Source organism: Virgibacillus necropolis, assembly GCF_002224365.1.
Classification (GTDB): Bacteria; Bacillota; Bacilli; order Bacillales; family Amphibacillaceae; genus Virgibacillus_F; species Virgibacillus_F necropolis.
The window spans coordinates 4,052,236-4,077,838 of record NZ_CP022437.1 but is presented as its reverse complement, the minus strand read 5'-3'; the positions used below and the strand labels follow the sequence as shown (position 1 = coordinate 4,077,838).

Annotated in this window: 21 protein-coding genes and 2 riboswitches; of the genes, 19 read left to right on the top strand and 2 right to left on the bottom strand. The window is 39.7% G+C overall.

Annotated features, from left to right (window positions below):
* Positions 1 to 114: 114 nt before the first annotated feature.
* Both CFK40_RS19340 and CFK40_RS19335 read right to left on the bottom strand, forming a co-directional pair.
* The gene (locus tag CFK40_RS19340) at positions 115 to 1,425 is read right to left on the bottom strand and encodes a nucleobase:cation symporter-2 family protein (protein WP_089534008.1); all 1,311 of its coding nucleotides are present in this window, start codon (positions 1,423 to 1,425) and stop codon (positions 115 to 117) included.
* On the bottom strand, positions 1,422 to 2,009 hold the full coding sequence (locus CFK40_RS19335) for a xanthine phosphoribosyltransferase (RefSeq protein ID WP_089534007.1): 588 nt from the start codon (positions 2,007 to 2,009) through the stop codon (positions 1,422 to 1,424). The genes CFK40_RS19340 and CFK40_RS19335 overlap by 4 nt, the downstream gene beginning before the upstream one ends.
* 198 nt (positions 2,010 to 2,207) lie before the next feature.
* A riboswitch (purine riboswitch) is annotated at positions 2,208 to 2,309 on the bottom strand.
* A 207-nt stretch (positions 2,310 to 2,516) separates the two neighbouring features.
* A riboswitch (purine riboswitch) is annotated at positions 2,517 to 2,616 on the top strand.
* A gap of 112 nt (positions 2,617 to 2,728) precedes the next feature.
* Between CFK40_RS19335 and purE the strand changes: the two genes are divergently transcribed.
* The 19 genes from purE to CFK40_RS19240 all read left to right on the top strand — a co-directional run bounded on the left by purE (position 2,729) and on the right by CFK40_RS19240 (position 25,492).
* Complete coding sequence (gene purE / locus CFK40_RS19330; RefSeq protein WP_089534006.1) at positions 2,729 to 3,220, top strand: 5-(carboxyamino)imidazole ribonucleotide mutase; 492 nt, start codon at positions 2,729 to 2,731, stop codon at positions 3,218 to 3,220.
* Entirely contained in the window at positions 3,207 to 4,337 is a 1,131-nt protein-coding gene (gene purK / locus CFK40_RS19325; protein ID WP_089534005.1) for a 5-(carboxyamino)imidazole ribonucleotide synthase, read from the top strand. The genes purE and purK overlap by 14 nt, the downstream gene beginning before the upstream one ends.
* Positions 4,334 to 5,629 (top strand): adenylosuccinate lyase, encoded by a 1,296-nt coding sequence (gene purB / locus CFK40_RS19320; protein ID WP_089534004.1) that lies wholly within the window; start codon positions 4,334 to 4,336, stop codon positions 5,627 to 5,629. The genes purK and purB overlap by 4 nt, the downstream gene beginning before the upstream one ends.
* A 10-nt stretch (positions 5,630 to 5,639) precedes the next feature.
* The gene (gene purC / locus CFK40_RS19315; RefSeq protein ID WP_089534003.1) at positions 5,640 to 6,353 is read left to right on the top strand and encodes a phosphoribosylaminoimidazolesuccinocarboxamide synthase; all 714 of its coding nucleotides are present in this window, start codon (positions 5,640 to 5,642) and stop codon (positions 6,351 to 6,353) included.
* Positions 6,350 to 6,601, top strand: coding sequence for a phosphoribosylformylglycinamidine synthase subunit PurS (purS, locus tag CFK40_RS19310; protein WP_089534002.1), 252 nt, complete (start codon positions 6,350 to 6,352; stop codon positions 6,599 to 6,601). Before purC ends, purS begins: the two co-directional genes overlap by 4 nt.
* Entirely contained in the window at positions 6,598 to 7,281 is a 684-nt protein-coding gene (purQ, locus tag CFK40_RS19305; RefSeq protein ID WP_089534001.1) for a phosphoribosylformylglycinamidine synthase subunit PurQ, read from the top strand. Before purS ends, purQ begins: the two co-directional genes overlap by 4 nt.
* Positions 7,265 to 9,493 (top strand): phosphoribosylformylglycinamidine synthase subunit PurL, encoded by a 2,229-nt coding sequence (gene purL, locus CFK40_RS19300; RefSeq protein ID WP_089534000.1) that lies wholly within the window; start codon positions 7,265 to 7,267, stop codon positions 9,491 to 9,493. The genes purQ and purL overlap by 17 nt, the downstream gene beginning before the upstream one ends.
* A complete protein-coding gene (gene purF / locus CFK40_RS19295; protein ID WP_089533999.1) occupies positions 9,469 to 10,878 on the top strand; it encodes an amidophosphoribosyltransferase in 1,410 nt (469 codons plus the stop codon). The genes purL and purF overlap by 25 nt, the downstream gene beginning before the upstream one ends.
* Before the next feature lie 258 nt (positions 10,879 to 11,136).
* On the top strand, positions 11,137 to 12,159 hold the full coding sequence (gene purM, locus CFK40_RS19290) for a phosphoribosylformylglycinamidine cyclo-ligase (RefSeq protein WP_089533998.1): 1,023 nt from the start codon (positions 11,137 to 11,139) through the stop codon (positions 12,157 to 12,159).
* Positions 12,152 to 12,724 (top strand): phosphoribosylglycinamide formyltransferase, encoded by a 573-nt coding sequence (purN, locus tag CFK40_RS19285; protein ID WP_089533997.1) that lies wholly within the window; start codon positions 12,152 to 12,154, stop codon positions 12,722 to 12,724. The genes purM and purN overlap by 8 nt, the downstream gene beginning before the upstream one ends.
* An 18-nt stretch (positions 12,725 to 12,742) precedes the next feature.
* Positions 12,743 to 14,275, top strand: coding sequence for a bifunctional phosphoribosylaminoimidazolecarboxamide formyltransferase/IMP cyclohydrolase (purH, locus tag CFK40_RS19280; protein WP_089533996.1), 1,533 nt, complete (start codon positions 12,743 to 12,745; stop codon positions 14,273 to 14,275).
* A 59-nt stretch (positions 14,276 to 14,334) separates the two neighbouring features.
* Positions 14,335 to 15,585, top strand: a complete 1,251-nt coding sequence (gene purD, locus CFK40_RS19275; protein ID WP_089533995.1) for a phosphoribosylamine--glycine ligase — start codon at positions 14,335 to 14,337, stop codon at positions 15,583 to 15,585.
* A 181-nt stretch (positions 15,586 to 15,766) separates the two neighbouring features.
* The gene (locus CFK40_RS19270) at positions 15,767 to 17,509 is read left to right on the top strand and encodes an adenine deaminase C-terminal domain-containing protein (RefSeq protein ID WP_193433346.1); all 1,743 of its coding nucleotides are present in this window, start codon (positions 15,767 to 15,769) and stop codon (positions 17,507 to 17,509) included.
* Positions 17,510 to 17,538: 29 nt separating this feature from the next.
* Positions 17,539 to 18,585: a DUF3048 domain-containing protein gene (locus CFK40_RS19265; protein ID WP_089533994.1), complete on the top strand. Its 1,047-nt coding sequence runs from the start codon at positions 17,539 to 17,541 to the stop codon at positions 18,583 to 18,585.
* A 15-nt stretch (positions 18,586 to 18,600) separates the two neighbouring features.
* A complete protein-coding gene (locus CFK40_RS19260) occupies positions 18,601 to 18,900 on the top strand; it encodes a YerC/YecD family TrpR-related protein (RefSeq protein ID WP_089533993.1) in 300 nt (99 codons plus the stop codon).
* A 279-nt stretch (positions 18,901 to 19,179) separates the two neighbouring features.
* Entirely contained in the window at positions 19,180 to 19,854 is a 675-nt protein-coding gene (locus CFK40_RS19255) for a heptaprenylglyceryl phosphate synthase (protein ID WP_405196602.1), read from the top strand.
* 155 nt (positions 19,855 to 20,009) lie between these two features.
* A complete protein-coding gene (gene pcrA, locus CFK40_RS19250) occupies positions 20,010 to 22,217 on the top strand; it encodes a DNA helicase PcrA (RefSeq protein ID WP_405196601.1) in 2,208 nt (735 codons plus the stop codon).
* Between the two features lie 12 nt (positions 22,218 to 22,229).
* The gene (ligA, locus tag CFK40_RS19245; protein WP_089533990.1) at positions 22,230 to 24,233 is read left to right on the top strand and encodes an NAD-dependent DNA ligase LigA; all 2,004 of its coding nucleotides are present in this window, start codon (positions 22,230 to 22,232) and stop codon (positions 24,231 to 24,233) included.
* A gap of 11 nt (positions 24,234 to 24,244) precedes the next feature.
* Positions 24,245 to 25,492, top strand: coding sequence for a CamS family sex pheromone protein (locus CFK40_RS19240; protein WP_089533989.1), 1,248 nt, complete (start codon positions 24,245 to 24,247; stop codon positions 25,490 to 25,492).
* Positions 25,493 to 25,603: the final 111 nt, after the last annotated feature.

The following is a 25,603-nucleotide window of genomic DNA, read 5'->3' as shown; positions in this document are numbered from 1 at the left end:
TAAAAGTCAAGGTCTGTGTGGTAGCTTTTACCACACAGACCTTGACTTAAGTTATGCTTCCTGAGGCTATTTAAAATGCTTATGTTCCCAATCATTAATTCAAACTGCTTTGGACTAATTTATGGATTCTTTTTTATATACTAGAGATGCCTGTTTCTTTTTTCTGGTTGGAAGCATGTTAAATAAAATATTCAATGAAATAGCTGTTATACTTCCAGCCACTATACCGTTACTTGTCAGAATTTGAAAGCTAGATGGCAGATTTGCAAATAGATCCGGTGCAACAGTGACACCAAGACCGATGCCGACAGAACAGGCAATTATCATCGAATTATCGTGAGATTCTGTGATAACGTTACTCAACATCTTTATCCCTTGTGCGACAATCATTCCAAACATAGCAATCATTGCACCACCTAAAACAGAGGCAGGAATGATCGTTGCAAGGGCGGCTACTTTGGGTAAAAATCCAAGTGCTACAAGCATTAACCCAGTAATTAAAATAATCTTTCGGGATCGTACACCAGACATTTGAATTAGCCCAACATTTTGCGAAAATGTTGTGTACGGGAATGTATTGAAAATACCTCCTAATACCGCAGCCAAACCTTCTGCGCGGTAACCTTTTGCAAGTCGTTTTTCCTTTAAGTCTTCCTCGCAGATATCACTTAATGCAAAATAGACACCAGTAGATTCTACGAGTGAAACTATTGCTACTAGAGACATTGTAATGACAGCAGACCATTCGATTGTTGGCATGCCAAAGTAAAATGGCTGCACCATGTGGAAATAAGATGCTTCTTTTACAGGCATGAGGTCTATTTTCCCCATAAAGATTGAAGCGAATGTACCTGCCAACAATCCAAGCAAAATCGAAATGGAACGTGTAAAACCGGAAGAAAAACGATAAATGATTACAATAAATAGTAACGTTCCAAATGCTAGTGAAATGTTGGACAATGACCCAAAATCGCTTGCTCCACTTCCGCCCCCCATATTGTTGATTGCAACAGGGATTAACGTAATTCCAATAACGGTTACTATCGATCCGGTTACGACAGGAGGGAAAAACCTTATAAGCTTACTGAAAACTCCACTGATTAGAACAACGAAAATACCTGACGCGATAATTGAGCCGTAGACAGCCGATATGCCATGCTGTCCGCTAATAGCAATAATCGGACCAACCGCTGTAAACGTGCAGCCAAGGACGACTGGGAGGCCGATTCCCACAAAGCGACTGTTCATTATTTGCAATATGGTAGCAACTCCGCACATTAGAATATCGATGGAGACGAGATAGGTCAGTTCTTTCGAATTAAACCCTAAAGCACCACCGATAATAAGTGGAACGATAATTGCTCCTGCGTACATTGCCAAAAGATGCTGAATTCCAAGTGCCGTTTCTTTACCTATATTTTTCATCGTGCAACAACTTCCTCGAGAAATTCCACTTTACCATTTTTTAAAGAGGAAATAGTTGCTAAAGACTCAACGCGAATACCACCTTCGCGAATGAGATTGCCTCCCGGTTGAAAACCTTTTTCAATAACAATTCCCGCACCTGCTGTAGATGCACCTGCCTGCTCCACGATTCGTAATAAACCGAGTAAGGCTTGTCCATTAGCCAGGAAATCATCAATGATAAGAACAGTATCATCGCTGTGAAGGTAGTCAATGGATACCGCTATGTCGTTTGTTTCATTTTTTGTATACGAATAGACGCTTGCAGTATAAAGATTATCTGATAGCGTGACCGACTTGCGTTTGCGGGCAAAGACTACTGGTACGTCCAAAATTAAACCAGTCATGACAGCTGGGGCAATACCAGAAGATTCTATTGATAAAATTTTCGTAACCCCAGTGTCTTTGAAGCGTGAAGCAAATTCTTCCCCGACCTCTCTCATTAATTGCGGATCAATCTGGTGATTTAAAAATGAATCTACTTTCAGCACAATATCTGAAAGTACTTTTCCTTCTTGTACTATTTTTTCTTTTAAAGCTTCCATTAGTAAATTCTCCTCTCGCTGAAATTATTGAAATCTTAGAAAGCCTTAGTTGTTGCATTTGTACTGATATCCACTAAAAGATTTATCAGTACCAAAAAACTCGAAGGCCAGTGCATCCATTCATCATGAGTGGGGAGCAACGTCCTTCGAGCATTCATCGAAAGTAATAGAAAAAATATACCATAAATTACGGTATATTTATTCATTCATTGCACCCATAGTCGGTTTTTTTACGGTAAACCGGTAGAAACTTGCGGACCTTATTTCCGCGATTATATGAGTGTAGCGATATAGAATGAAACAATTATAACATGCTGAAAGGGAAAATCAATGAAAAATTTTAGGGAAAGTATTCCTTTATTAAAGCGTTTTTTCATTCATATTTTAAAAAATAGAAAAAGAAAGCAGGAAAATTCTATGTTGTTAAAAACCGAACATTAATTATAATTTATTATTGATCGTTCGATATTTATTGACATTTCCTCACTATGTTTGGTATCCTTAGGCTAACAAATGAATACGGTTCCTCATATATCGCTGAGAATATGGCTCAGAAGTTTCTACCTAGCACCGTAAATGCTGGACTATGAGGGAGGATGAATCGTTGCTCATAAGCAATGATCCGTTTTAATGTGCTAAAGATAGGTCTATTCATCTTCTCTCATAACTGAGGGAGATGAATAGACTTTTTTACTTCTAGATAAAGAAAGAGGGATTTTATGGCTATGGTTGGTGTAATCATGGGAAGTATTTCAGATTGGGAAACAATGAAGTATACGTGTGACATACTTGATGAACTTAAAATTCCGTATGAGAAAGATGTAATTTCGGCACACCGAACTCCTGATAAAATGTTCAACTATGCAAAGAATGCGCGAGACCGAGGACTCAAAGTGATTATTGCTGGTGCAGGTGGTGCGGCGCATCTACCTGGAATGGTGGCTGCACAAACCACGTTACCCGTAATTGGTGTGCCGGTTCAAAGCAAAGCATTGAATGGACTTGATTCCCTTTTATCTATTGTACAAATGCCTGGTGGTGTACCAACTGCGACGGTTGCTATAGGAAAGTCAGGAGCGAAAAATGCTGGGATTCTTGCTACACAAATGATCGGAGCGTTTGACCAAGATGTAGCAAATAGATTAGAAGTATATCGCGAAAATATGCAAGTAAGCGTAGAAGAAATGAGGGTTGACCTTGCAAATAAATAACATTATTTTACCCCCGAAAACAATCGGAATTATCGGCGGGGGACAGCTCGGACGGATGATGGCAATTGCTGCGAAGTATATGGGCTATCAGGTTGCTGTTCTTGATCCAACACCTAATTGTCCAACTGCGCAGGTTGCTGATAAACAAATTACAGCTGCTTACGATGATATGCAGGCAATCAAACAATTAACTAAAGTTAGTGATGTCATTACCTATGAATTTGAAAATGTCGACTTAGAAGCGGCTACTTATATAGAAAAAAAAGGAAAACTACCACAAGGGGCTTTTGCACTGGAAGTTACCCAAAATCGAGAAAAAGAAAAGCGGGTAATGCGTGATGCAGGACTACCCGTTCCAGACTTTTTCATCGTGGAAAATGAGTGGGAATGTAAGGGCGCACTAGAAAAGGCTCCTTATCCCGTTGTTATCAAAACGTGCCGCGGAGGATATGACGGAAAAGGCCAGATTAAGCTAACAAGTAAAGAAGATAGCAAGGAAGCTCTAGCTTTCGTTGATAAGCACGAACACTGCATTATCGAGCAATGGGTACCTTTTGATAAAGAAATTTCCGTTGTGTTTACCCGCGCGCAAAGCGGAGAAATTGAGTTTTTCCCAATTGGGGAAAATGATCATAAGAACCATATTTTGTATCAAACGACTGTACCAGCGACGATTAGTAACAAGGTTGAACAAAAAGCAGTTGATGCAACAATTAAACTTGCTGAAAAAATGAATATTGTCGGAACGTTTGCGATTGAAATGTTTGTTAATGGAGATGACATTTACTTGAACGAAATGGCGCCACGACCACATAATTCAGGTCACTATACGATTGAGGCGTGTAATATCTCACAATTTGGACAGCATATTCGGGCAATATGTGGTTTACCTTTGACAAAAGTTAAGCTCCTGCAACCAGCAATCATGGTAAATATATTAGGCGAGGATATGAATCAAGCACTTCAGCACATGACGAGCAAAGCGGAAGGTAATATTCATCTTTATGGTAAGGATGGAGTGAAAGAAAAACGGAAGATGGGACACATCACGTTTATTGCAGAAACGATGGAACAAGTAAATCAACTAGTTGAAACATATGAGGGGGAAAAGGCATGATTGAACGGTATACACGAGAAGAAATGGGAAGTATTTGGACGGAAGAGAATAAATTTAACGCATGGCTTGAGGTTGAAATTTTAGCATGTGAAGCGTGGAGTGAGCTAGGTATTATTCCTGCAGGTGATGTGGAAAAGATGCGTAAGGATGCATCTTTCAATATGGATCGGATTTATGAAATTGAACAAGAAACGCGCCATGATGTTGTTGCTTTTACTCGTGCAGTATCTGAATCCCTTGGAGATGAGCGTAAATGGGTACATTACGGGTTAACGTCAACAGATGTTGTTGATACAGCACTTTCTTATCAACTAAAGCAGGCAAACGCGATAATTCGCAAAGACTTAACCAACTTTGTACAAATTTTAAAAGATAAAGCAATGGAACATAAACACACGGTTATGATGGGGCGCACACACGGTGTCCATGCTGAACCAACTACTTTTGGTTTGAAGCTAGCATTATGGTACGAAGAAATGAAACGCAATTTAGATCGTTTTGAACAAGCGGCAGCAGGAATTGAGTTTGGTAAGTTGTCTGGAGCAGTTGGAACATACGCGAATATTGATCCATTTGTTGAAAAATATGTATGTGAAAAGTTAGGACTAACACCTGCACCTGTTTCAACACAAACATTGCAACGTGATCGTCACGCTGACTATGTATCGACACTTGCGTTAATTGGTACATCAATCGAGAAGTTTGCAACGGAAATTCGCGGCTTACAAAAAACAGAAACACGTGAAGCAGAAGAGTTTTTCGCAAAAGGTCAAAAAGGATCTTCCGCAATGCCACATAAACGTAACCCGATTGGATCGGAGAATATGACCGGTATGGCTCGTGTGTTACGTGGTTATATGTTGACGTCATATGAAAATGTCTCGTTATGGCATGAACGCGACATTTCGCACTCATCCGCTGAGCGTGTAATTCTACCAGATGCAACAATTGCACTTAATTACATGTTGAATCGTTTTTCAAACATCGTAAAAAATCTAACCGTCTTCCCAGAAAATATGAAACGCAACATCGATCGTACACACGGGGTTATTTTTTCACAACGTGTATTGCTAACATTGATCACGAAAGGTATGGCGCGTGAAGAAGCATACGATATCGTGCAACCAACAGCAATGGAGGCATGGGAAACGGAAACACACTTTAGACAATTAATCGAAAATGACACGCGATTTACAAGCATGCTTACTAAGGCTGAAATTGATGATTGCTTTGATTATACGTACCACTTGAAAAATGTGGATCAAATTTTTGAACGAATCGGACTTTCGTGAGGTGATGATGATGAAGGCTGAACTATTATATGAAGGAAAAGCAAAAAAGGTCTACCGTGTAAAGGATAGCCAAGATGAGCTCGTTTTGTCATATAAAAACGATGCAACTGCATTTAACGGGGTGAAGAAAGACAGCTTTGATGGTAAAGGCCGATTAAACAATGAAATTTCATCCTATATTTTTGATTATTTGTCAAACGAAAACATTGAGTCACATTTTATTGAAAAATTGAATGAAACCGAACAACTCGTAACCGAAACAACCATTATTCCCATTGAAGTAGTTGTAAGGAATATCGCTACAGGAAGTATTACGAAGCGACTAGGAATCAAGGAAAAAACACTTTTCACACCACCGCTTGTTGAACTTTTTTATAAAGATGATGCCTTAGGAGATCCACTTATTAATGACGAACATGCATTGTTTCTCTCAGATGCAACGCGGTTAGAGCTAGATGAAATTAAAGAGATGGCCTTAACGATTAATACCGTTTTACAAAAACTATTCAGCGAAATTAATTTAACACTTGTTGATTTCAAGTTGGAGTTTGGTCGTCTCGAGGATGGAAGAATTGTATTATCTGATGAAATATCACCAGATACTTGCAGGCTATGGGACCGCACGACACAGGAAAAAATGGATAAGGATGTTTTTCGTCAGGATTTAGGCGATTTACTTCATGTTTACAAAGAAATCTTACATCGACTGGAGGCAAGATCATGAAAAAAGTAACGGTATATATCACATTAAAGCAAGGGGTTCTTGATCCACAGGGGAAAGCGATACAAACTTCCCTACATTCATTAGGATACGAAGAGGTACAAGAAGCTCGAGTTGGTAAATTTATCGAATTACAAATTGATGATAAAGAGGATTTGGATGCACGAATCAATGCAATGTGTGATCAATTGCTCGCTAATCCAGTAATTGAAGATTTTCGTTTTGATGTGGAGGAGGCTGTTCAATCGTGAAATTTGCCGTAATCGTTTTTCCAGGGTCGAATTGTGACCGCGACATGTATCATGCTGCGAAAGAAATCATCAAGGAAGATACCGATTTAGTATGGTATGAAAATAGTAATCTAGAAGACTATGATGCAATTTTGTTACCTGGCGGATTTTCGTATGGCGATTACCTGCGTTCTGGCTCTGTCGCAGCGACATCCAAGATTATGAAACAAATCAAAGAACATGCAGCAAAAGGAAAGCCAGTGCTTGGTATCTGCAATGGATTTCAAATATTACTAGAAGCGGGGCTGCTTCCGGGTGCGATGCTTCGTAATAAAAATCTTGCATTTATGTGTCATCAAGAGCCATTGAAAGTTGTAAACAATAAGACGATTTTTACGAGTCAGTATGAAAAAGACGCGGTAATAAGCTATCCAATCGCACATGGTGAAGGTAACTATTTTTGTGATGATGAAACGTTAAAAGAGTTACAAGAAAACAACCAAATCGTGTTCACATATGAAGATAATCCAAATGGTTCCGTTGCTGATATTGCAGGGATTATCAATAAAGAAGGAAATGTACTTGGCATGATGCCACATCCAGAACGAGCAGTTGAAGAGCTTCTTGGCAGTGATGACGGTGTAAAGCTTTTTCAATCGATCGTGAACAATTGGAGGGAATCACATGTTGTTAACGCATGAAATCAACCCAGAGAAAATTGAAACAGATAAATTGTACCAAGGCATGGGTTTAAGTGATGCAGAATTTGACATGGTTAAAACAATTTTAAACCGCCGTCCAAACTTCACAGAAACAGGAATTTTTTCTGTGATGTGGTCAGAGCATTGTAGCTATAAAACATCGAAGCCACTTTTAAGAAAATTCCCAACCAAAGCTCCACACGTCTTGCAAGGACCTGGAGAAGGTGCTGGAATCATTGATATTGGTGACGAACAAGCGGTCGTTTTTAAAGTGGAAAGTCATAATCATCCTTCTGCAGTTGAGCCGTATGAGGGTGCAGCAACAGGCGTTGGTGGCATTATCCGTGATGTATTTTCAATGGGTGCTCGTCCAATTGCAATGATGAATTCTCTTCGTTTTGGAAATTTGACGACAGAACGTGTGAAGTATCTTTTTAGAGAAGTTGTCCATGGTATCGCTGGATATGGTAACTGTGTGGGCGTTCCAACAGTTGGCGGTGAGGTTCAATTTGATGACAGCTATGAAGATAACCCACTAGTCAATGCGATGTGTGTCGGCTTAATTGATCACAAAGATATTCAAAAAGGAATCGCTGCTGGAATTGGGAACACTGTCATTTATGCAGGAGCAGCAACAGGTCGTGATGGGATTCACGGAGCAACTTTTGCATCAGATGATTTAGCGGAAGATGCGAATAAAGATCGCCCAGCTGTACAAGTTGGCGATCCATTTATGGAAAAACTTTTGATTGAAGCTTGTTTAGAAGTGATACATTGTGACGCACTTGTTGGTATGCAGGATATGGGCGCGGCAGGTCTTACCTCATCTGCTAGTGAGATGGCGAGTAAAGCTGGAACGGGTATGGAAATGAATTTAGATCTTGTACCACAACGCGAGCTGAACATGAATGCTTATGAATTAATGCTTTCTGAATCACAAGAACGTATGTTGCTTGTTGCAAAAAAAGGGCAGGAACAAGAAATCATTGATATTTTTGAAAAATATGGATTACAAGCTGTGGCAGTCGGTGAAGTCATTGAAGAAAAAACATTCCGCTTGAAGCAACATGGAGAAATTGTTGCGGATATCCCGGTAGATGCGCTGGCAGAGGAAGCACCAGTGTACAATATGCCATCTAAGGAAGCGGCTTATTTTCAAGAATTCCAAAAGCAGGCGGAACTCGTGCCAGTTGTGGAAGATCACGGGGATATGTTAAAGCAATTGCTCAAGCAGCCAACAATCGCAAGTAAAGAATATGTATATGACCAATACGATTCCATGGTACAAACCAATACAGTCGTAGCACCTGGCTCGGATGCAGCGGTTGTGCGCATCAAAGGAACAAATAAAGCACTCGCCATTACGACAGATTGTAACTCGCGCTATATTTATTTAGATCCAGAGACTGGTGGCAAAATTGCTGTTGCAGAAGCGGCACGAAATATCGTTTGTTCTGGTGCACGTCCACTTGGTTTAACAGATGGATTGAACTTTGGAAATCCGACAAATCCAGAAGTGTTTTGGCAAATGGAGAAAAGTGTTGAGGGTATGAGCGCGGCGTGTAACCTACTAGAAACACCAGTCATTAGCGGAAATGTTTCATTATATAACCAATCAAAAGGGAAAGCGATTTTTCCAACGCCAGTTGTCGGTATGGTTGGATTGATCGAATCACTTGACCATCTAACACCAAGTTACTTCCAAAACGATGGCGATTTTATCTATCTTATTGGTGAGGCAAATCCTGAATTTGGTGGTAGTGAATTACAAAATGTAATCGACGGTAAATACTCTGGTAAGGCACCAAGTATTGATTTATCAGTGGAAAAAGACCGGCAAAATCAATTGTTAGCTGCGATTCATACAGGTCTTGTCGTTTCTGCTCATGACCTTGCAGAAGGTGGACTTGGCGTTGCGCTGGCAGAAAGTGTTTTTTCTGAAAAGGGATTAGGCGTTGAGGTTGCTATTGAAAACGATGCGACGGTTGAACTATTCAGTGAAACACAGTCACGGTTTTTAGTTTCGATAAATCCGAGAAATAAAGCCAAGTTTGAGTCAGTCGTTAAAGATGCCAAGCAAATTGGTATCGTGACAGAAACTGGTCACTATGTTGTGCAATCAAACGGGGCGAACGTTATCAAGGAAGATGCTAAATCACTTCAATCATTATGGAAAGGAGCTATTCCATGCTTGCTGAAATCAAAGGCATAAATGAAGAATGTGGCGTTTTTGGAATATGGGGTCATGAAAAAGCAGCAGAAATCACGTACTACGGTTTACACGCCTTACAGCATCGGGGTCAAGATGGTGCAGGTGTTGTAGCAACTGATGGGAAAAAGCTTAAATTGCATAAAGGATTAGGACTTGTTAATGATGTTTTCAAACATGCTAAATTTGATGAACTTCAGGGCCGTGCGGCAATTGGTCATGTGCGTTATGCCACACAAGGTGATGGCGGATATGATAATGTTCAACCTTTATTGTTTCGTTCTCAAAACGGCAGTCTTGCGCTTGCACATAATGGGAACATTATGAACGGACATAAACTTCGTGGAAAGCTTGAACAAGAAGGTAGTATTCTACAAACATCATCAGACACAGAAGTATTGGCACATTTGATTAAACGTAGTATATCGGATGACTATGAAGAGGCAATCATGGAGGCACTTCGCCAGTTAGTAGGTGCGTATGCTTTTATCATTCTTAAAGAAGACGCGATGTATATTGCAACAGATCCAAGAGGCTTACGACCACTATCGCTTGGAAGACTAGGAGACAGTTATGTTGCTGCATCAGAATCGTGCGCTTTTGATTTGGTTGGTGCGACACTTGAACGCGAAGTGGAGCCGGGTGAGCTGGTTATTATCAACAAAGACGGGATACGCACGCGTACGTTTCATGAACCCGAACCAAGGACGATGTGTGCGATGGAATATGTTTATCTTTCCAGACCAGATAGTGATATAAACCGAGTGAATGTACATGCTTCACGTAAAAAAATGGGTGTCGAATTAGCAAGAGAAGCCTCGATTGATGCGGATGTTGTCACTGGTGTTCCTGATTCTAGTATTTCGGCTGCGATCGGTTATGCGGAGGAAATTGGTCTTCCATATGAAATGGGAATCATAAAAAATAGATATGTAGGACGAACGTTTATTCAACCATCTCAAGAGTTACGTGAGCAAGGGGTTAAAATGAAGCTATCTCCAGTTCGCGGAATTGTAGAGGGTAAACGCGTTATTATGATTGATGATTCAATTGTTCGCGGGACTACTAGTAGACGAATTGTTCGAATGTTAAAAGAAGCAGGGGCAAAAGAGGTGCATGTACGTATTGCGTCTCCATCACTTCAACATCCGTGCTACTACGGGATTGATATGTCTACCCGAGATGAATTAATTGCAGCAAATAATACAATTGATGAAATAGCGGAAATTATTGGAGCAGATAGTCTTGCTTATTTATCAGAAGAAGGCCTGGAACGTGCGATTGTGCGAGAAGATTTACCAAATCAAGGTATTTGTAAAGCCTGTTTTACAGGGGAATATCCAGTGAAAGAAAGAGGACAGAAAGAAATTGAGTATACGAGATTATAAGTTTACAAGTATCTGAAGTTTGTTCACTGTCGAACTTGTTAGAAATACAGTCCGAGAACGGTGGTTTACTGTCCGTTAGCAGTAAAATACAGTCCAAGATCGGTGAAATACGATCCGTCAGCAGAAATACAGTCCGAGAACGATGGAATACGATCCGTCAGCAGTAAAATACAGTCCGAGATTGGCAATTTACTGTCCCGGCACTAAAATCTCGGACGTTTACTATTTCTATAATTTAAATTTAAAGGTGGGTCCTAAATGTCTGATGCGTATAGAGAAGCAGGAGTCGACGTAGAAAAAGGCTATCAAGCTGTTGATTTAATGAAAAAGCATATTGCCAAAACGAATCGCAAAGAAGTTCTTGGTGGTGTTGGTGGATTTGCAGGCTTGTTTGACCTAAGCGGATTTAGCTACAAGGAGCCTGTGTTAGTTTCTGGGACAGATGGCGTAGGAACAAAGCTGAAGTTAGCGTTCCAACTTGATAAGCATGATTCTATTGGAAAAGATTTAGTTGCGATGTGTGTCAATGATATCATCGCACAAGGAGCACAAGCCTTATTTTTCCTTGATTACATTGCTTGTGGAAAAAATAATCCAGAAATGATTGAACAAATTGTTGCAGGTGTTGCTGATGGCTGTGTTGATGCAGGTGCAGCATTAATTGGCGGCGAAACTGCTGAAATGCCTGGCATGTATCAGGATAACGAATATGATGTTGCTGGATTTGCAGTTGGTATTGCAGAAAAATCAAAGCTAATCTCTGGTGAACATATTCAGGCTGGCGACGTAGTAATTGGATTACCATCAAGCGGCATCCATTCCAATGGGTATTCTTTGGTACGGAAAATTGTTGCTGAACTAGATTTGGCTGACTCGTATCAGGGATTATCAAAGTCACTTGGAGCAACACTTTTAGAACCAACCAAAATATATGCAAAACCTATTAACAAGCTTACACAAACAGTCGATGTGAAGGGAATCTCACATATCACTGGCGGTGGATTCTATGAAAATATTCCGCGGATGCTACCAGCTGGACTTGGTGTGGAAGTAGATCGTGCCAGCTGGAATGTACCAGAAATTTTTACCTTTTTACAAAAACAAGGGAATGTTTCAGATTATGACATGTTCGGTGTCTTTAATATGGGTATTGGAATGGCAGTAGTTATCGATCAAGATAAAGCTGATCTTGCGATTGATCTCTTGCAGGAAAACGGGGAAGCTGCTGTTGTTATCGGTACTGTTTCAGAACATGAAGGGGTTCGTTTTACAAATGACTAATATAAAAGCGGTTATATTTGCTTCAGGAGCAGGCAGTAATTTTCAAGCAATTATGGACGCGAATCAAGAAAAAGAACTAGGTTGTGAAGTTGTAATGCTTGTATGTGATAAGCAAGGTGCCGGTGTAATCGAAAAGGCGGCTAAATTTGGTATTTCAACATGTATAGTTGATCCAAAAGCTTTTCCTACAAAAGAGGCATATGAGAAAAAAATCGTTTCCGCGTTACATGAAGCAAAAGTAGATTGGATCTTTTTAGCAGGTTATATGCGAATTGTTGGACCAACGCTTCTTCAAGCATACGAAGGAGCGATCATAAATATTCATCCTTCGTTACTACCTGATTTCCCTGGTCTAGACGCAATCGGGCAAGCATTTCGTTCCCGTGTTCATACAACAGGAGTAACGATTCATTTTATTGATGAAGGTGTCGATACTGGGCCGATTATTGATCAGGAAGCATTAGAAGTTTTACCTAGTGATACCGAAGAAACGTTAAAACACCGCATTCAAGAAATCGAACATCGACTATATCCAAAAGTGATTAAGCATGTACTAAATAGATAATAGCAAGGAGTTTTTTCCATGACGAAGCGTGCACTTATAAGTGTTTCTAATAAAGAAAATATCGTAGCTTTTGCAAAAGGTTTAGTGGAACTTGATTATGAAATCATCTCAACTGGTGGAACACTAAAGGCTTTGCAACAAGCGGGTGTTGCTGCTAGCGCGGTTGAGGATATCACTGATTTTCCGGAAATTTTAGATGGTCGTGTAAAAACATTACATCCTTCTATCCATGGAGGATTATTAGCAGACCTGAAAAACGAAAAGCATCAAGCTCAGCTTAATGAACATAACATTACACCAATTGATTTGGTTATCGTGAACCTATATCCATTCCAAGAAACGTTAGCAAATGAAAACACAACAGATGCAGATAAAATAGAAAATATTGATATCGGCGGCCCTACAATGCTTCGTGCAGCAGCAAAAAACTTTACGAATGTTGCGGTCGTTGTTGATCCTGCTGACTACACAGATATTTTAACAGCCTTGAAGCAAGGTGAGCTAGATGGGGGAAAACGCTTGGAGCTTGCAGCGAAAGTGTTTCGCCACACAGCACATTACGATGCGTTAATTGCAGGATATTTTAATGAGCAAACGGATGCCCAGTACCCAGACTCATATTCCGTTACCTATGAAAAAGTTCAATCGTTACGTTACGGGGAAAACCCACATCAGCAAGCAGCTTTTTATAAAGATGCAAAAGTGTCATCATATAGTTTAGCTGCAGCTAAGCAGTTGCACGGTAAGGAATTGTCGTACAACAATATCCAAGATGCAAACGCGGCCTTAGAAATCATTGCTGAATACACGGAGCCTACTGCAGTTGCTGTAAAACATATGAACCCATGCGGAATTGGTGTGAGTGATTCAATGGTTAACGCTTTTGAAAAAGCTTATGCAGCTGATTCTATTTCAATTTTTGGCGGAATTGTGGCATGTAATCGCTCGGTAGATGCAGATACTGCTTCATTACTACGTGAAATTTTCCTTGAAATCGTCATTGCACCTAGTTTTACAAAAGAAGCGTTGGAAATTTTAACCGAAAAGAAAAATATTCGATTACTTGAGGTTTCAATGGAAGACAGTAAAGGTAGCTCAAAAAAAATCACTAGCGTCAATGGTGGATTGTTAGTACAAGAACAAGATAAAGGAATGGCAGCTAAAGATGAGTGGACATATCCAACGGAGCGTAAACCATCTGAAAAAGAAGTAGCTGATTTATTGTTCGCTTGGCGCGCAGTTAAGCACGTGAAGTCCAATGCGATTGTTTTGGCAAAAGATAATCAAACAGTTGGAATTGGTGCTGGTCAGATGAACCGAATTGGCTCTGCTACTATTGCTATTGAACAGGCTGGTGAAAAAGCTACGAAATCTGTCTTGGCATCAGATGCATTTTTCCCAATGCCTGATACGGTTGAAGCGGCTGTAAAAGCTGGAGTAACTGCGATCATCCAACCAGGTGGTTCCAAACGTGATCAGGATTCAATTGATGTATGTGATCAACATGGAATAGCAATGGTTTATACAGGAATGCGACATTTTAAACATTAAAAATGAATATCGACCAGAGGTGAACCCGGATATAGTCTGTTTTTGGGAGGAGTAATCGAATGAACGTACTAGTAATCGGAAAAGGTGGACGTGAACATAGTATTATCATGAAGTTGGCAGAGAGCGAGCATGTTACGAATCTTTATGCTGCCCCGGGAAATGGTGGGATTGCACAACATGCAACTTGTATTGATAGTAATGAGACGGATATAGATAAATTGATAGATTTTGCTAGGTCGAACCAAATAGACTTAACTGTTGTCGGACCTGAAAATCCATTACTAGATGGAATTGCTGACCGTTTCCAAGCGGAGGATTTGAAAGTTTTTGCCCCAACAAAGGAAGCAGCTCTCTTGGAAGGATCGAAAAGTTTTGCTAAAGAGTTTATGGAGAAATATGATATTCCTACTGCAGGCTATGCAACATTTACTGATCCCGAAGCAGCAAAAAATCATATCAAGGAAAAGGGTGCTCCAATCGTGATTAAAGCGGATGGACTTGCTGCTGGAAAAGGTGTTGTCGTCGCTGAAACTTTAGAAGATGCATTAGGGGCAGTCGATTCTATGCTAGTTGCCAAGGAGTTTGCTGATGCTGGTGAAACGATTGTGATCGAGGAATGTTTGGTAGGAAAAGAGTTTTCATTAATGGCATTTGTGCATGAAGGAAATGTCTATCCAATGATTCCAGCACGAGATCACAAACGTGCATTTGATAATGATGAAGGCCCAAATACTGGGGGGATGGGTGCGTACGCTCCAGTTGAAGATATTACTTCAGATATAATGGCCTATACGACACGTGAAGTATTGAAAAAAACAGCGGATGGGATGATGGCGGAAGGACGTCCATTTACTGGTATCTTATATGCTGGATTAATGCAAACAGAAGACGGACCAAGAGTGATAGAATTCAATACACGCTTTGGTGACCCGGAAACTCAAGTTGTTTTGCCGCTTTTACAAAATGACTTGTTGCACGTATTCCTTGATGTATTAGATGGAAAAGATCCACAACTTCAATGGGAAGATCGTGTTGCATTAGGTGTAGTTGTTGCATCAGAAGGTTATCCAGGTTCATATAATAAAGGTGTACGGATACCAGAATTTCAGCAAGAAAAAAATTCCTACATTATTCATGCAGGTACTAAAATCGCCTCCAATAATCTAGTTTCAGACGGAGGACGTGTTTTATTGGTCGGCGCGAAGGAATCGAGCATTGGTGAAGCCAAGGATTTGGTCTATCGTACACTAGGAACGCTAAATGATACAGAAGGGTTTTTCTACCGAAAAGATATTGGTGAACAGAGTTAAAACATCCTCATACGGGGATGTTTTTCCTTATCTCTCGACAAAATTCGCGGTCATTTCACTACACGATTTAAAGTGCATCGTTTTTTATCACAAAATAGTCACTTTCGCACACCAAAACGGTAGTGTGCGAAAGTGTAATATATGATACGATATAGAAAATATGAAATTGGAGAGTTGTTCTATGGTGGAGAATGGATATCATTGGCGTAATCGTGAATTACGTGAACATGTTGCAGTCATTGATGGCAAGGTTGCGCCAACAAAGGTTTTAACAAATGGAATCTACTTAAATGTGTATACAAAACAATGGTTAAAAGCAAATATATGGATTTTAAAGGATCGAATTGTCTATGTGGGTGGTAAATTGCCAGATCAAACGAAGGAAGTGGAGCTAGTAGATTGTGCGGGTCGTTATTTAGTACCTGGATATATTGAACCCCATGCACATCCATTCCAGTTATATAATCCAGAGGAATTGGCTAAGCATGCAGCAAAATTTGGTACGACTACATTGGTAAATGACAATTTAATGTGGCTTTTTTTATTAAATAAAAAGAAAGCGTTTTCTTTGGTGGAAGAGTTTAATAAACTACCAATTTCTATGTTTTGGTGGGCTCGCTTTGATTCACAAACTGCATTACAGGATGAAGAAGAAATATTTAACAGTGAAACCGTGCTATCATGGTTAGAAAATCCTTCTGTTGTACAAGGTGGCGAATTAACGGCATGGCCCCGTTTGCTTAGGGGTGATGATCGACTTCTCTACTGGATACAAGAAGCAAATCGATTAGGAAAGCCTGTTGAAGGCCATCTTCCAGGAGCGTCTGAAGGTACGCTTAACAAAATGAAGCTGCTAGGTGTTACAGCAGATCATGAATCGATGACAGCAGAAGAGGTTATGACGAGACTCAGACTAGGTTTCCAAGTAGGTTTACGCTATTCATCTATCCGTCCAGATTTGCCAGAAGTTCTGGAAGGACTTGTGTCAGAAGGGATTAACTCCTATGAGAACTTAACGATGAATACAGATGGCTCGACACCAGCTTTTTATGAAAAAGGTTTAATGAATGTTTGCGTCGCCATTGCAATTGAAAAAGGAGTTCCTCTTGCGGATGCCTATCAAATGGCAAGCTACAATGTTGCAAAGCACTTTGGCTTTGCCGGTGAGTTAGGAGGTATTGCGCCTGGGAAAATTGCCCATATTAATATACTAGACGACAAAGTCAATCCGCATCCTGTTAGTGTATTAGCAAGTGGAAAGTGGATCAAAAAAGATCAAGTTACACAAAGCTTCAATAATCCAATAGATTGGCATAAGCATGGCGTGGTTCCTCTGACATTTGATTGGACGCTAACCGAAAGTGATTTGCAATTTTCGATTCCAATCGGTCTAGATTTGGAAAATGATGTTATCATAAAGCCATATGCAATTAAAACGGATGTTACGCTCGAGCAAATACCTGAAATTAACAGTGACGCATTTTTATTACTAATTGATCGGAATGGAAAGTGGCGAGTAAATACTACTATACGCGGGTTCACTAAAAAATTGGGAGCAATCGCAAGCACCTACTCCACAACAGGGGATATCGTATTTATCGGTAAAAATAAACAGGATATACTCATTGCGTCAACTAGGCTTCAACAGCTTGGCGGGGGAATTGTTGTGGTCCATGAAGGGGAAATTATCTTTGAACTGCCTCTTCCATTGGGTGGAATTATGTTCGACGGAAAAATGGATGATTTAATTGCCAAAGAAAAAGAATTGAAACGTATTTTAAAAGACTATGGATATGCGTATAGTGATCCAGTTTATACAATATTATTTTTATCAGCGACACACTTGCCATATATTCGAATCACACAGCGCGGAATTATTGATGTAAAAAAACGGGAAGTGCTCTTCCCAGCAATCATGCGGTAACGTATACTAATTAAAAAGGGTGTGAGCCAATGAAAAAACCATTCTTCTATTTGATTGCTGCACTGGTTGTCCTACTTATAGGCTGTTCAAAAGAAGAAGGGACCGCAACAAACAATCAAGATAAAGAAAATGCTGTTGAGGAGAAAGCCAACACCCCAGAAACGCACCAATCAGCTGAGTTTGTTTACCCATTAACAGGAATGGAAGCAGATAAACAAGTAGAAAATCGTACAATTGGAATTATGGTGAATAACCATGCAAAGGCACGCCCACAAACAGGGTTATCGAAAGCAGACATTGTTTTTGAGATACTAGCAGAAGGTCCAATCACGAGGTTTTTAGCGTTATTTCAAAGTGAGTTACCTGATGTGGTTGGTCCTGTCCGAAGTGCACGTGAATATTATTTTGAATTAGCAAACGGATATAACGCTTTATATGTATATCACGGCGCAGCTAACTTTGTGAACGATATGATACAAGAGCGTGGCATCGAGCATTTGAATGGTTCCTTACATGATAACGATGGACATTTATTTGAAAGGGAAAGTTTTCGCAAGGCGCCACATAATTCATATGTACAGGTTGGAGCTATTTATGATGTAGCAGAATCAAAGGGTTATTCAGTAAAAGCCAATGATAAAGCCCTGCCATTTTTGAATGAAAATGAAATTAAAGAAATCGCTGGTGATTCTGCATCACACATCAAAATTGTCTATTCGGATCAGCCAGAAGAAATTGTGGAATATGATTATGACGAAGAATTAGGAAAATACAAACGGTATAGTGATCAGGATCAAACAGTAGAATTAAATTCTAATGAACCTATTCTTGTTGATAATATTTTTGTTGTAAAAACAGACCATGAAGTAATCGATGATGCTGGCCGACGAGCAGTTGACCTTACTTCAGGTGGGGAAGGCTACTTGGTTCAAAAAGGAAAAATTCAAAAATTAAATTGGAAAAATCAAAATGGTAGAATTATTCCCGTTAAGGACGGGAAACCAGTAGGATTTGTTCCAGGGAAAACATGGATCAATGTTGTTCCGTTAAATACACCGATACATGTTTCGAAATAAACGGAGGGGATCAATTTGCAAATTGATAAATTACGGGGAAAGCAACTAGATCAATTATTTGATGGAATTCTTTCATTGAATAATCGGGAAGAATGCTACCAGTTTTTTGATGACATTGCTACCATGAGTGAAATTCATTCCATAGCACAGCGACTACAGGTAGCGAAAATGCTATCAGAAGGTTTGACATATAATTTAATTGAAAAAGAAACAAAAGCATCAACTGCAACCATTTCTAGAGTGAGAAGATGCATTAATTTTGGTAGTGACGGCTATCAAATGGTGTTGGATCGATTGGAAGAAAAGGAAGAGTAGGATGCTTTGCCACAGCCGTTCATATAGCTGTGGCATTTTTATGCACTATATCCGCCATTTCCACAGTATATCGGCCGATCTAGATATATTACCGCCATTCCTCTGATATATCCGCCATTCAACTATCCACCCCAAGATTTTCTTATACTTTAAACCGATAAAGGCTTATACTTCTTAAAGCATAAAAAAGATTATATTTATCCTAAATTCATGTACGGATTTTTGTTATAATAGGACAAGGAATATAATGATGGAGGATTTATTACCTTGCAAAATTCATTGAAAGATTTTAACCATATATTTAAGCTTGACCCAGCAAAGGAAATATCAGAGGAAGATTTAGATAAAGTTTGTGAATCCGGAACCGACGCAATTATTGTCGGTGGCACAGACGATGTGACGCTTGATGGTGTGTTAGACTTGTTATCACGTATTCGACGACATTCCGTCCCATGTATTCTAGAGATTTCGAACTTGGAGGCCATCACACCGGGATTTGATCATTATTTCATTCCGATGGTGATGAATAGTCGTGAAAAAAAATGGATGATGGATATCCAGCATCAAGCAATCAAACAATATAAAGACATCATGGACTGGGATGACATTTTTGTAGAAGGCTATTGTATTTTGAATGAGAACGCGAAGGCTTTCACACATACGAATAGCCAATTGCCGGAGGATGCAGATGTGACCGCATACGCTTATATGACTGAGCACGTTTTCCATTTACCGATTTTTTACATGGAGTATAGTGGTACATATGGCGATCCAGCACTTGTTAAAAAAGTTAAAGAACAGCTTGATAACACATTACTTTTTTATGGTGGCGGCATCGAAAACAACTTTCAAGCAACAGAAATGAAAGAACATGCAGATGTTATTATCGTTGGAAATAGTATTTATACAGATTTGAAAAAAGCTCTTAAAACCGTTAAAGCGGTTAAAGTCTAGCTTCAGCACCTACCCCGCCTGAGGTCTTAAGTCAATCCTCTTAGTGACAAAAACGTCACTATTAGGCTCGTCTTAAGCTATATCTGAGGCTGACCAAGGTGCTTATGCTTTTGATTTAAAAAGATAACTAAGGTGGTGTCGTTGTGAGTCAGACTATGGACGACTTATTAAACGGATTAAATATTGAACAACAACAAGCAGTGAAACAAACAGATGGGCCTTTATTAATAATGGCTGGAGCAGGAAGTGGCAAGACGCGCGTTTTAACACATCGCATCGCCTATTTGCTAAGTGAAAAGGAAGTATCACCAAGGAGTATTTTGGCTATTACCTTTACTAACAAAGCTGCTCGCGAAATGAGGGCACGTGTCAGCAAACTTGTAGGGCCTGAAAGTGGACATATTTGGGTTTCCACCTTTCATTCGATGTGTGTGCGGATATTACGTCGGGATATTGACCGAATTGGCTACAACCGAAATTTCACTATTTTAGATAGTGGTGATCAGCTATCAGTCATTAAACAAATTTTAAAGAACCTCAATATAGATCCGAAAAAGTTTGAACCAAGAGCAATGCTTGGGGCAATTAGTAATGCAAAAAATGAGTTAATAACACCTGAGGAATATAGCAAAAATGTAGGTAATTTCTACGATCGTCAAATAGCGCAAGTTTACGTAGCATATCAAAAAACACTACAGAAAAATCAATCCCTCGACTTTGATGACTTAATTATGCAAACGATCCATTTGTTTAAACGAGTTCCAGAGGTATTGGAAAGCTATCAACGAAGATTTCAATACATTCATGTTGATGAGTATCAGGATACGAACCATGCTCAATATTTCTTGGTAAAGCAGCTTGCATCACGCTTCCAAAATATTTGCGTTGTTGGAGACTCCGACCAGTCCATTTACGGATGGCGCGGTGCTGATATTACAAATATTTTAACCTTTGAAAAAGACTATCCTGCTGCGAAATCAGTTTTTCTGGAACAAAACTATCGGTCAACAAAAGCAATTTTATCAGCTGCAAATAAAGTGATCGGTAACAATACGGGACGTAAACCGAAAAACCTTTGGACGGAGAATGATGACGGGAAAAACATTCACTATTTTCAAGGTGGAACCGAGCACGAAGAAGCGTTTTTTGTTACGGATAAAATTCAAGATCTGACACGTCAATATGGTTATTCACCAAATGACATTGCAATACTTTACCGAACGAATGCGCAATCTCGTGCAATTGAGGATACATTAATGAAATCAGCCGTCTCTTATCAAATGGTTGGTGGAACAAAATTCTATGAGCGAAAAGAAATCAAGGACATGGTTGCGTACTTGCGTTTAATAACGAATCCTAACGATGATTTAAGCTTTGAGCGAGTAGTGAATGTACCAAAGCGTGGTATTGGAAAAACTTCTGTTGACCGCATTCGCGCACATGCTACAGAGCATGGTATTTCCTTTTATGAAACTGTGAAGGAAATTGACTTTGTAGGTGTTTCAAAAAAGGCTGCACAGGCACTCGCAGAATTTGGTGCATTGATTGGTTCACTCACGCAGCAACAGGAATTTTTAACAGCAACCGATATGGTTGAAGCGGTTTTAAAGCGGACAGGCTATGAAGAATCATTAAAAAGAGAGAATACAATTGAATCACAAAGTAGGTTAGAAAACTTAGAAGAGTTTATAACAGTTACAAAGGAATTTGAAAAAACGAGCGAAGAAGACAAAACGCTTGTAACATTTCTGACTGACTTAGCCTTGATAGCTGATATTGATAAGGTGGAAGACGAAGAAGATGTAACGGATGAAAAAATTACGCTGATGACCTTACATGCAGCTAAAGGACTTGAGTTTCCTGTTGTTTTCTTAATTGGGTTAGAGGAGAATGTATTTCCACATAGTCGGGCCATGTTTGATGATGATGAAATGGAAGAAGAGCGTAGACTTGCTTATGTCGGAATTACTCGAGCTGAAAAAGAACTATATGTAACACATGCAAAAATGCGTACACTATATGGTAGAACAAACATGAATCCGATTAGTCGATTTATAAATGAAATACCTAAAGAGCTTATCGATGGAATAGAAGAAGCACAGGCGGCCATGTTTGGCGTGCGTAAGCCGATACAAGATAAGGCTGCACCAATAAAACGAAAAGCGCAAAAACTACAAACAACAACTGGTGCCGAAAATGAGGCATGGGTAACTGGTGATAAAGCATCCCATAAAAAATGGGGTGTTGGAACTGTCGTGAAAGTTCAAGGTGCAGATGAAGCAATGGAACTTGATATTGCCTTCCCAGCGCCAACCGGTATTAAGCGGGTATTAGCAAAATTTGCTCCAATTACGAAACAATAGGAGGCCCTGAAAGTGGATAAACAGCAAGCACAAGAAAAAATTGCTGCATTAAGCGAATTGCTAAATCAATATAACTATGATTATCATGTTTTAGACAAACCGAGTGTTCCTGATGCTGAATATGATCAAAAAATGCAAGAACTACGTGGTTGGGAAGAAAAGTATCCAGAACTTGTTACACCCGAATCTCCAACGCAACGTGTCGGCGGGGAGCCACTTGATGCATTCCAAAAAGTACAACATAATGTACCGATGCTTAGCTTAGGAAATGCCTTTAATGAAGGTGATTTGCGTGATTTTGAACGGCGTGCTATCGGTGGAACAGATACGAAGCTATCATTTGTTTGTGAATTGAAAATTGATGGATTGGCTGTATCTCTTACCTATAAGAATGGCAAATTTGTTCGTGGTGCCACGCGTGGAAATGGTACTACCGGTGAAGATATTACGAGTAACCTAAGAACGGTTAAAAGTATTCCATTAGCCATTAAAGAAAAAGAAACAATTGAAATTCGTGGTGAAGCTTTTATGCCACATAAATCCTTTTTGGCATTAAATAAAAGCCGTGTAGAAAATGAAGAAGAACCATTCGCGAATCCAAGAAACGCCGCTGCAGGATCTTTGCGTCAATTAGATCCAAAAATAGCTGCAAAGCGTAATTTAGATATCTTTTTATATGGTGTTGGGGATTGGGAAGCTAAGCCAATCTCCTCACACAGTGAACGATTAATGTATTTGAAAGAACTTGGATTCAAGACAAACCCGGAATGGAAAAAATGTGAAACGATAGAAGAAGTAATTGATTATGTAACGTTTTGGGAAGCTGAACGTCCAAATTTAAGTTACGAAATTGATGGTATAGTCATTAAAGTGGATAATCTAGATCAACAAGAAGAACTTGGTTTTACAGCAAAGAGCCCACGATGGGCTATCGCATACAAATTCCCAGCAGAAGAAGTTATTACGACATTACATGATATTGAATTAAGTGTTGGTCGTACAGGTGTTATTACTCCAACTGCAATTTTAGAGCCTGTAAAAGTTGCGGGTACAACGGTAAAACGTGCTTCGTTACATAATGAAGATTTAATCCGTGCAAAAGATATAAAACTTGGTGATACAGTAGTTATTAAGAAAGCCGGGGACATTATTCCAGAAGTAATACGTGTGTTGGAAGAGAATCGGACTGGTGAGGAAAAAGATTTCCATATGCCAGAAGCCTGTCCAGCTTGTGATAGTGAACTTGTCCGTTTGGAAGAAGAAGTCGCATTAAGGTGCATTAATCCGAACTGTCCAGCACAATTAAAGGAAGGATTAATTCATTTTGTCTCGCGTAATGCGATGAATATCGATGGCCTAGGGGAAAAGGTAATCATTCAATTATTCCAAGAAAAACTGATCCACACCATCGCCGATTTATATCGGTTGAAACGTGATGATTTGCTGAAACTGGAACGAATGGGTGAAAAATCTGTAGATAACCTTCTTCAGGCAATTGAAACATCGAAACAAAATTCATTGGAGAAGTTACTCTTTGGCCTTGGGGTTCGGTTCGTGGGGGCAAAAGCAGCCAAGACTTTGGCAGCCCATTTTGAGACGATGGCAAAATTACAGCATGCAACGTATGAGGACCTTATTAGCATTGATGAAATAGGCGAGAAAATGGCCGATTCGATTGCACAGTATTTTTCAGAAGAAGAAGTAGTAGATCTTTTACAAGAGTTAAACGATCTTCATATAAACATGACCTATAAAGGTCCGAAAAAGCAAGATATCGTAGAGGATACGGTTTTTTCTGGAAAGACCGTTGTATTAACGGGGAAAATGGAAACCTACTCACGCTCGGAAGCGAAAGCTGCTATCGAACAATTAGGCGGGTCTGTTACAGGAAGTGTCAGCAAAAAAACTGACTATCTGATTGCAGGCGTTGATGCAGGTTCAAAGCTCGATAAGGCCGAGGAACTTGGTATTACCATTTGGAGTGAAGAGCAGCTTAGAGAAGTCTTAGGTAATTAAGGGAGTGGAGAATGTTGAGGAAAATAGCTATTTGGTTGACGGGCGCACTACTTTTCATGACAAGCTGTTCACCGAATATGAACGATGATGAAGTAGTGAAAAAAGAAGACGAGACAGCCAATCAGGAGCCGTCTATCGTTCCTAGCTACCAGCTTTCAAATGAAACATATAAAATGATACTTCCATATAAGCCAAGTGCAGCAAGGGGGCTTATTGTCAGTCAAATGGGGAATCGGTTGGATATAGACGAGATGGAAGAAGGTCTCAGGCGTCACTCCAAGGAATATTATGACCCAGGCACCTATTATTTCCAAGCAGGGCAGAAGCTATCGGATGATTTGCTTCTTACGTGGCTTGAAGAAGATTTAACAGATAAGCAGATTGAAGACGAGGTACAGGCTAGAATTGACAAGCGTAAAGAAGATAAAAAAGATGTGAACGAAGACATCATTGAAGAGATAAGAAAAAGTGTTATAGAGGAAGAAACCAAAGGATTAAATCCTGCTCTAAAGGATAATCCAAATGAAAGTGATTATCGAAATAATCCAAGGTATTTATCTCATATTTTAGAGCAGAATTTCCTGAAAAAGAATAAAGATAATACGGTAGAATTAGTTGGAATGTCAATAGGGCTAGCCTTGAAATCAGAATATCGGTTTCAAACAGAGACTGGCGGCCCGTATTACTATGAAAAGATATCCCAAGAAGAAATGCTGAAACAAGGAAAGCAAATGGCACAAACGATTCTTGAGCGAATACGCAAAATGGAGGGACTTGAAAATATTCCAATCATGTTTGCCTTATATCGTGAAGAGGCACAAGGTTCATCAGTTCCAGGGAATTTTGTTGCAAAAACAGGTGTGGAAGGTAGCGATGCCTCCATCGGTGAGTGGGATGCAGTCAAAGAAGATTATATTTTGTTCCCATCTGATGAAGCTAAGGAGAAATATTATGATGATACACAAATAGTTTCGAATTTTACTAATGAAGTTGCGCAGTTTTTCCCAAATTATGTCGGTGTAATTGGGGAAGGTTTTTATATCAATGAGGAACTGAAGAAATTAACACTTGAAATTCCAATAGAGTTCTATGGAAAGGGAGAGGTTATCGGATTCACACAATATGCTTACGGCCTTGCAAAGGAAATGTTCCCAGATCACTTTGACCTCGAAATCAAGGTGACGTCAAGTGAAAAACTGGAAAGCTTAATTTATAGAAGTGCGGGTGTCAGTAACCCTACTGTGCATATTTTTCATTAGAAGAGGATGTTCAAAAAGTCACCAAATGATAAACGGCGAATTTCTTCGTTGCGAAGTTTTTCCGGTCCTCAAAATCTTCGCGCCTTGAACTTGACGCACAGGACGTGCTAA

Coding starts and splice junctions, on each gene's coding strand:
- purB (WP_089534004.1), top strand. CDS start 4,334: ATGATTGAACGGTATACACGAGAAGAAATGGGAAGTATTTGGACGGAA.
- purF (WP_089533999.1), top strand. CDS start 9,469: ATGCTTGCTGAAATCAAAGGCATAAATGAAGAATGTGGCGTTTTTGGA.
- CFK40_RS19335 (WP_089534007.1), bottom strand. CDS start 2,009: ATGGAAGCTTTAAAAGAAAAAATAGTACAAGAAGGAAAAGTACTTTCA.
- purD (WP_089533995.1), top strand. CDS start 14,335: ATGAACGTACTAGTAATCGGAAAAGGTGGACGTGAACATAGTATTATC.
- CFK40_RS19270 (WP_193433346.1), top strand. CDS start 15,767: ATGGTGGAGAATGGATATCATTGGCGTAATCGTGAATTACGTGAACAT.
- purL (WP_089534000.1), top strand. CDS start 7,265: ATGTTGTTAACGCATGAAATCAACCCAGAGAAAATTGAAACAGATAAA.
- purN (WP_089533997.1), top strand. CDS start 12,152: ATGACTAATATAAAAGCGGTTATATTTGCTTCAGGAGCAGGCAGTAAT.
- purM (WP_089533998.1), top strand. CDS start 11,137: ATGTCTGATGCGTATAGAGAAGCAGGAGTCGACGTAGAAAAAGGCTAT.
- purS (WP_089534002.1), top strand. CDS start 6,350: ATGAAAAAAGTAACGGTATATATCACATTAAAGCAAGGGGTTCTTGAT.
- CFK40_RS19240 (WP_089533989.1), top strand. CDS start 24,245: ATGTTGAGGAAAATAGCTATTTGGTTGACGGGCGCACTACTTTTCATG.
- pcrA (WP_405196601.1), top strand. CDS start 20,010: ATGGACGACTTATTAAACGGATTAAATATTGAACAACAACAAGCAGTG.
- CFK40_RS19265 (WP_089533994.1), top strand. CDS start 17,539: ATGAAAAAACCATTCTTCTATTTGATTGCTGCACTGGTTGTCCTACTT.
- CFK40_RS19340 (WP_089534008.1), bottom strand. CDS start 1,425: ATGAAAAATATAGGTAAAGAAACGGCACTTGGAATTCAGCATCTTTTG.
- purE (WP_089534006.1), top strand. CDS start 2,729: ATGGCTATGGTTGGTGTAATCATGGGAAGTATTTCAGATTGGGAAACA.
- purC (WP_089534003.1), top strand. CDS start 5,640: ATGAAGGCTGAACTATTATATGAAGGAAAAGCAAAAAAGGTCTACCGT.
- purH (WP_089533996.1), top strand. CDS start 12,743: ATGACGAAGCGTGCACTTATAAGTGTTTCTAATAAAGAAAATATCGTA.